Origin of the sequence: Flavobacterium sp., assembly GCF_023151265.1 — a bacterium.
GTDB lineage: Bacteria > Bacteroidota > Bacteroidia > Flavobacteriales > Flavobacteriaceae > Flavobacterium.
On record NZ_JAKLJH010000135.1, the window covers coordinates 1 to 6,873 of the forward strand.

Here is a 6,873-nt window from a genome sequence, read left to right on the forward strand (position 1 = left end):
ATTGGGCGTTTTAAAACTATGCACCACTACGCCACGCGGATTAAATTCCTTGAAAACCTCACGAATTAAACTATCTTTTCCGCTCGTATCCATTCCTTGTAAGCAAATTAAGAACGCATGACGATTGTGCGCGTACATGGCATCTTGCTTTTTTGATAATTTTTTCTGGATTTTATCTAAAGCCAATTCTTCTTGGTCTTTGTCGGTATCAATGTCTAATTTAGTCGCAAAATCGGCTAATTTAATAGTTGATTTTACTTTAAAATCTTCAATATTTATGTTTTCCATTGCTATTGCTTTTTAATAAATGTAAAAATAGTACTTTTATGAGCAATTTCTGACTTAAAAACTTCATAAAGTTATCGGTAAAAATATGGAAAATTTCAAACTTACTAATTTCTTCACTATAAAAGGTATTGCAGCGCCATCTGGTTTGTTGTACACGCAAAATGTTTTATTTATTATTTCGGATTCGAGTAATTTTTTGTACCAATATGACATTGATAAAAAACTTTTATTGAAATTTCCATTGGTAAAAGAAGCTAAAGAAAACATAGAAAAAGCTGAAAAACCAGATTTAGAAAGCATCACGCAACATGGAAATCAGTTAATAATATTAGGTTCGGGTTCAACCCAAAAACGTAATACCATGTTTACTTTAGATTTAGGAACTGATGCTTTGCAATCGCAAGATTTGAGTGCTTTATATGGAAAACTAAAAACTGTTGGTTCGTTTACTGATGACCAATTAAACATTGAAGGTGCTATTTATGCGTATCAAACGATGTTGTTGTTTCAAAGAGGAAATTCAAAAAACAGTCAAAATGGTATTTTTATTATTCCAAATAACCAAGAAGATGGAATACGTTTTGTACCAATTTCACTTCCAACTTTAGATGATATTGAAACCACTTTTACTGATGCGATTTTGGTTAACGATAAAATTTATTTCTTGGCTTGCGCCGAAAATACAACATCTACTTATGAAGATGGTGAAGTTTTAGGAACCATTTTAGGCGTTATGCATGCACCAACATTTGAAATTATTGACGTTCAGTTATTATCGGAACATCAAAAATTTGAAGGCATTACGCTTTACAAGGAATCTGAAACCGAATTAGAATTTCTATTGTGCGAAGACAATGATACGGAAACTTCAGAAGCTACTATTTACAAATTGAACTTTCAGAAATAAATTCGTAACATTTGATAAGAAAATACTACAAATAAGAAATCAAAAAAATTATGATTAAACATTTTCTTACTCTCGAATGGAAATCTTTTGTTCGGTCTGCATCGTTTAAAACCAATTTGGCTTTTAAGATTTTCATGGCGCTACTATTTCTATATTTTGCTGCAATGTTCGCTTTTGCTGGAATTGGTGCCTTTTATGGATTAAAAAAAGTAGGCTTAGAACCTTTACAAACGGTAAATAAGTTTATGATTTATTATCTTTTTGCCGATATGATGATGCGCTATTTTTTTCAAAAAATTCCAACATTAACGATTAGACCGTTGTTAGTTTTACCTATTAAGAAAAACACAATCGTACATTTTTCTTTAGGCAAAACTGTTTTAAACTATTTCAATACTACACATGCTTTCTTTTTTATTCCATTTAGTATTATTTTACTAATAAATGGATATAATGTATTGGGCGTAATTACTTGGCATTTAGGAATTTTAAGTACCATATTATTCATTAATTTCTTGAATATTTTAATCAATAATAAAGATGTTATTTTCGGAATTGTAGCTGCAATTATTATTGGATTAATAGCTTCTCAATATTATAATTTATTTGATATTACTATTTATACACAACCTTTCTTTCAAGGTTTGTATGAGCATGCTTGGATGGTTTTACTTCCAATTTCTGCCTTAATAATCATCTATTATTTCACATTTAATTTCTTCAAAAAAGATTTAACATTAGACGAAAGATTACATATTAAAAAGAACTTAGCTTCGTCAAACGACTTAACTTGGTTGAATCAATTTGGAACATTAGGAACTTTCTTAAAAAACGACATCAAACTATTAATGCGAAATAAACGGGCAAAAACAACTTTATACATGAGTTTCTTTTTCTTGTTTTATGGATTGATATTCTTCACTCAAGACATATACAAAGGCGGTGTTATGCAAGCATTTGCAGCAGTTTTTGTAACAGGTGGATTCCTAATTAATTTTGGACAGTTTGTTCCAAGTTGGGATAGTTCTTATTATCAATTAATGATGACACAAAGCATTTCGTACAAAGAATATTTGAATTCTAAATGGTGGTTAATGGTCATTGGAACAGCAATTAGTATGTTTTTAGCTTCATTTTACATTTATTTTGGATGGGAAGTTTATATCACAATTTTAGCAACTGGAATATATAATATTGGGTTTAATTCATTTTTAGTTTTATTAACCGGTGCGTATACTAGAACTGCTATTGATTTAGAGTCTGCAAAAGGAGCTTTTGGAGATAAAAAAGCTTTTAATTTCAAAACCTTGTTATTCTCTTTGCCTCAAATGATTATTCCAATTTTATTATTTGGTGTTGGACTTTTAGCAGACAATTTTTACATCGGAATTAGTTTAATTGCTTGCTTCGGAATACTTGGATTGCTTTTCAAATCGAGAATCTTCTTGATTATTGAAAACATTTTTCAGAAAGAAAAATACAATGCTATTGTAGCATACAAACAAAAAAATTAATTTAAATCCAATAAATTATCATGATACAAGTAAACAATCTTACAAAAAAATATAACGCTACCACAGTTTTAAATATTCAAGAATTAGAAATTCCTAAGGGACAAAGTTTTGGTCTAGTAGGAAATAATGGTGCTGGAAAAACAACTTTTTTTAGTTTATTATTAGATTTAATCGAACCAACTACTGGTGGAATTATCAATCATAATGTAGTAGTAAATACAAGTGAAAATTGGAAAAATTTTACTGGTGCTTTTTTAGATGAAAGTTTCTTAATTGGTTATTTAACTGCTGAAGAATATTTTTATTTTATTGGTGAATTACGCGGTCAAAATAAAGCTGATGTTAATGCTTTATTAAAAAAATATGAAGAATTTTTTAATAACGAAATTCTAAATACCAAAAAATATCTTCGCGATTTATCGAAAGGAAACATGAAGAAAGTGGGTATTATTGCTACTTTAATTGGAAATCCTGAAGTAGTTATTTTGGATGAGCCATTTGCAAATTTAGATCCAACAACGGTTAATAGATTAAAGAAAATCGTAAAAGAATTAGCCGAAAATCCAGATGTTACCGTTTTAATCTCAAGTCACGATTTATTACATACTGTAGAAGTTTGTAATCGAATTGTAGCTTTAAATAAAGGTGAAGTGGTTAAAGACATCAATACTTCGGAAGAAACATTGAAAGAATTAGAAGCGTTTTTCGCCGTATAACACTGTATTATTTTATACTTTTATAATCGCAAGTTTAATCGCTTGCGATTTTTTTTTTTGAAAATAATTTAAAGTCGTCCCAACCTTTTGCCAACTTTTCTACTCTATATAAAAAAGCAAGTTTACCAATGGATGTAAAATACATACAAGGCTGCCGAAAACAACACCGCGAAGCGCAACGCATGGTGTATGAAATTATGGCACCCAAACTCTATCGTTTGTGTAAACGGTATTTAAAAAAGGAGGAAGAAATAGAAGAAGTATTGGCCGATGCTTTTTTTACCCTATTTACAAAAATAGATCAACTAAAAGAGGATTTGGCTTTTGAAGCTTGGGCGCGAAAAATAACGGTGAACAATTGCCTTTTACAAATAAAAAAGAACATCAATTTTAATTTGTACTTGGAAGATGTGAGCTACAATTCACAACCCTTAGCCGATGAAGTCACCGATTTAGAAGAAGAAGATTTGCTCAATTTATTAAATTATATTCCCGATGGATGCCAAACTATTTTCAATTTGTTCGTGATTGAAGGTTATTCGCACAAAGAAATTGCAGAACAACTTGGCATAAGTGAAGGAACATCGAAATCGCAATTAAATGCAGCGAAAAGTAAATTAAAAGAATTGGTAAGAACTTTTTATTATCAAAAAGCAAAATAGTTATGGGAACAGAAGAAAAATTATATAAAAAAATACAACAAGCTGCCGAAAATGCCGAGCAAAAAGACTTTCCAGGCATGGAAAAGATTTGGGCACGCGTGGAAGACAAAATGGAAACCCAAACACTTCAAAAAGAGAAACATTTGTGGAAAAAATTAGCTGTAGCAGCTTCGATAGTTTTAGTAGGAACGCTAACTTTTTTCTTACTGCAAGAAAAAGAAAATGTAGATATTCCTGAAAACACTATTACTACAGTTGACTCTTCAAAAAATACGATTCCAACACCTGAATCGGCTAATGGTTATGTTAATACAACTCCAGAAATTAAAAAAGAAGCAGAGCAAATTTTACAACAACAAATTGTAATTCAAAACAACATTGTAATTAACGATACGATCAATTACAAATCGAAAAAAGAAGTTATGATTCCTACTCCAATTGCTATGGAAGAAGTTTCAGAAATGGCAAAAACGAGTTTGATTCCAAGTTACAATAATAGTATGTCTAATTCAGCTTCCTCAAATAATTCAGGCTATTTGGCTAAAGGAAAGCGTTATGATGTTACTATGAATTCGGCTGAAACAACTCAAGAAAAAGATAAAAAGGTATCAAATGAGGATTTGGTTCTTGTAGATGGAAAATTAACAAAAGAATCCCTTTCTAATTTAAATCCTGATGACATAGATTCAATTATTGAACTAAAAGAACCTATTTATTTTATTAATGGAGTAGAATATTCAGAAGAATCTTTATTTGGAGAAAACCCAACGAGTCCGTATGCGCCATTGAGCAAACAAAAAATTGAAAAAATTGAAGTTATTCAACCTACAGATGCTATAAAAATTTATGGTAAAAAGGGAGAAAAAGGAATTGTGCTTATTACGATTAAAAAGTAAAAAATAAATTATGACAAGACAATTAACAACACTCCTATTACTATTTTTGTGACTTCAAATTTATGTTACAGTCAAGAAACCACTATCACAAAACCTAGAAAGTGTGTAGCTTCAATCAAAGCTGAAAAACCTTTAATTGTGGTGAATGATTCCATTTTAAAATATGAAGTTATGGAATACATAAACCCTGATGATATAGAATCTGTAACCATTTGGAAAGATAAAAAGGCTATGGAATTATATGGCGAAAAAGGAAAATTTGGAGTTATTAAAATAACTACTAAAAACATTTCAAAAAGAAAACTAATAAAAATCTATAAAGAATTTAAACATGAACTTTAAACTAATCATTCTAGTACTTTTATTCAACTTTACAATACAAGCTCAAGAGAAAAGACAAAACGATACTATCAAAATCGAAATTAACTCGAAAACCAAAACCATTTATGTTTTAGGAGGAATTGCCTCTGTAATTACTAAAGATGATTTGGCTTTTTCGAAGAAATACAACATTCAATTTCATGATTTTGGTTGCATTGCTCCTACAAATTTTGAAGAATATGAAGCTAAAAATGCTTTGGTTTTTGAGTATTTAAATAAAAGTTACGGAAATCAATGGCAAAAAGAAATCAAGCCAAGTGTTATTGGCTTTGAGAAATGGAAGAAGAAATAATTAAATATACCTCGAAATCACATTTTCTAAATCACCGTATTCAAATGGTTTTACTAAGACATCAGTAAGACCATTTTTCTTTTCAAGAATTTCTTTTAAAATATTTTCTTTGTCAGAAGCGGTTAAGGCAATAATTGGTGTTTTAATTCCAAGATTTCTTATTTTAATCGATGCTTCAATTCCGTTCATAACTGGCATATTTATATCCATCAGAATTACATCAAATTTATTCTCCTCAACGAGCAATAAAGCTTCCAAACCATTTTCTGCCATTTGGAACTTGTGACCGTTTTTTTCCAAGAGTTTTTGGGTTACCATTTGGTTGATTTTATTGTCTTCTACAACCAAAATGTTTAAGTTTTTTAACTTGGTTTGAGGATTCGCTTTCTGTTGTTCTAAGACCACAATTTCATCCGCTTTTAAGTAAGGAAACCAAACGGTAAACTTACTTCCTTCTCTAATTTTACTTTCAACTGAAATACTTCCTTTAAACAGTTCCACTAACCTTTTAACAATAGACAACCCAAGTCCGGTTCCTTTGTATTGTTCTTGCAAATTGACATCAACCTGAACAAATTTTTCAAAGATTTTATCTAAATATTCTTCTGGAATTCCAATCCCTGTATCCAAAACTTCTAATTTCAGAAAGGTATTATCATCCTTTTTATCAAAAGATAAACTAAGTGTAACTTTTCCTTTTTTGGTAAACTTTAAAGCATTGCTAACTAAGTTGATTAAAATTTGAGAAAATCGAGTTAAATCGGTTTTAATAAATTGAGGTATATCATCTGAAATTGAAACAATAATTTCATTTTTATTCGACTTAGCAATAACATTCATCGATTCTTTTATGTGACCTATTTCTTCTCTAATATTAATATTTTCATAATTGAATTCAATATCATTATCTTCAATTTTATAAACGTTTAAAACATCATTAATTAAAGTTAAAAGATAATGTGAAGAAAATTTTAAAGCATTAAAATAAGGACTCTTTTTAATTTCTTTGTGTTCGCTTTCTAAAATTTCAGCCATACCTATTACACCATACAAAGGTGTTCGTAACTCGTGACTTACATTAGATAAAAATTGTGTTTTTAAACGTGTTGCTTCTTCTGATTTTTCTCGTGCAACTTGCAATTGATAATTATAATCTGCTAATTTTTTACTAAGACTTTTATAATTTACAAATGCTTTGAAAATAAATATTGAAAAAA

Annotated in this window: 8 protein-coding genes and 1 pseudogene; 7 read left to right on the forward strand and 2 right to left on the reverse strand. The window is 29.5% G+C overall.

Annotated features, from left to right (window positions below; all coding sequences use genetic code 11):
- Nucleotides 1–288, reverse strand: a pseudogene (locus tag L6Q46_RS11465) (polyphosphate kinase 2 family protein); the annotation flags it as partial.
- 85 nt (nucleotides 289–373) lie between these two features.
- On the opposite strand from L6Q46_RS11465, the gene L6Q46_RS11470 reads away from it, so the two are divergent.
- The 7 genes from L6Q46_RS11470 (at nucleotide 374) to L6Q46_RS11500 (ending at nucleotide 5,656) form a co-directional block, all read left to right on the forward strand.
- On the forward strand, nucleotides 374–1,195 hold the full coding sequence (locus L6Q46_RS11470) for a hypothetical protein (protein ID WP_291284417.1): 822 nt from the start codon (nucleotides 374–376) through the stop codon (nucleotides 1,193–1,195).
- Nucleotides 1,196–1,245: 50 nt separating this feature from the next.
- Nucleotides 1,246–2,709, forward strand: a complete 1,464-nt coding sequence (locus L6Q46_RS11475) for a DUF5687 family protein (RefSeq protein WP_291284418.1) — start codon at nucleotides 1,246–1,248, stop codon at nucleotides 2,707–2,709.
- Nucleotides 2,710–2,729: 20 nt separating this feature from the next.
- On the forward strand, nucleotides 2,730–3,425 hold the full coding sequence (locus L6Q46_RS11480) for an ABC transporter ATP-binding protein (RefSeq protein WP_291284419.1): 696 nt from the start codon (nucleotides 2,730–2,732) through the stop codon (nucleotides 3,423–3,425).
- Nucleotides 3,426–3,553: 128 nt separating this feature from the next.
- Complete coding sequence (locus L6Q46_RS11485) at nucleotides 3,554–4,087, forward strand: sigma-70 family RNA polymerase sigma factor (protein WP_291284420.1); 534 nt, start codon at nucleotides 3,554–3,556, stop codon at nucleotides 4,085–4,087.
- 2 nt (nucleotides 4,088–4,089) lie between these two features.
- Nucleotides 4,090–4,983 carry a hypothetical protein gene (locus tag L6Q46_RS11490; protein ID WP_291284421.1) on the forward strand — a complete coding sequence of 298 codons (894 nt, stop codon included), beginning with the start codon at nucleotides 4,090–4,092 and terminating at the stop codon, nucleotides 4,981–4,983.
- A gap of 171 nt (nucleotides 4,984–5,154) precedes the next feature.
- The gene (locus L6Q46_RS11495) at nucleotides 5,155–5,325 is read left to right on the forward strand and encodes a hypothetical protein (RefSeq protein ID WP_291284422.1); all 171 of its coding nucleotides are present in this window, start codon (nucleotides 5,155–5,157) and stop codon (nucleotides 5,323–5,325) included.
- Nucleotides 5,315–5,656 (forward strand): hypothetical protein, encoded by a 342-nt coding sequence (locus tag L6Q46_RS11500; RefSeq protein WP_291284423.1) that lies wholly within the window; start codon nucleotides 5,315–5,317, stop codon nucleotides 5,654–5,656. The genes L6Q46_RS11495 and L6Q46_RS11500 overlap by 11 nt, the downstream gene beginning before the upstream one ends.
- On the opposite strand, the gene L6Q46_RS11505 is transcribed toward L6Q46_RS11500, so the two are convergent.
- Nucleotides 5,657–6,873 (reverse strand): ATP-binding protein (locus L6Q46_RS11505; RefSeq protein WP_291284424.1); only part of this gene is annotated, 1,217 nt, incomplete at its 5' end.

Excerpts from the sequence above, each read along its gene's own strand:
- L6Q46_RS11475 (WP_291284418.1), top strand. The coding sequence starts at position 1,246 with ATGATTAAACATTTTCTTACTCTCGAATGGAAATCTTTTGTTCGGTCT.
- L6Q46_RS11485 (WP_291284420.1), top strand. The coding sequence starts at position 3,554 with ATGGATGTAAAATACATACAAGGCTGCCGAAAACAACACCGCGAAGCG.
- L6Q46_RS11495 (WP_291284422.1), top strand. The coding sequence starts at position 5,155 with ATGGAATACATAAACCCTGATGATATAGAATCTGTAACCATTTGGAAA.
- L6Q46_RS11470 (WP_291284417.1), top strand. The coding sequence starts at position 374 with ATGGAAAATTTCAAACTTACTAATTTCTTCACTATAAAAGGTATTGCA.
- L6Q46_RS11480 (WP_291284419.1), top strand. The coding sequence starts at position 2,730 with ATGATACAAGTAAACAATCTTACAAAAAAATATAACGCTACCACAGTT.
- L6Q46_RS11500 (WP_291284423.1), top strand. The coding sequence starts at position 5,315 with ATGAACTTTAAACTAATCATTCTAGTACTTTTATTCAACTTTACAATA.
- L6Q46_RS11490 (WP_291284421.1), top strand. The coding sequence starts at position 4,090 with ATGGGAACAGAAGAAAAATTATATAAAAAAATACAACAAGCTGCCGAA.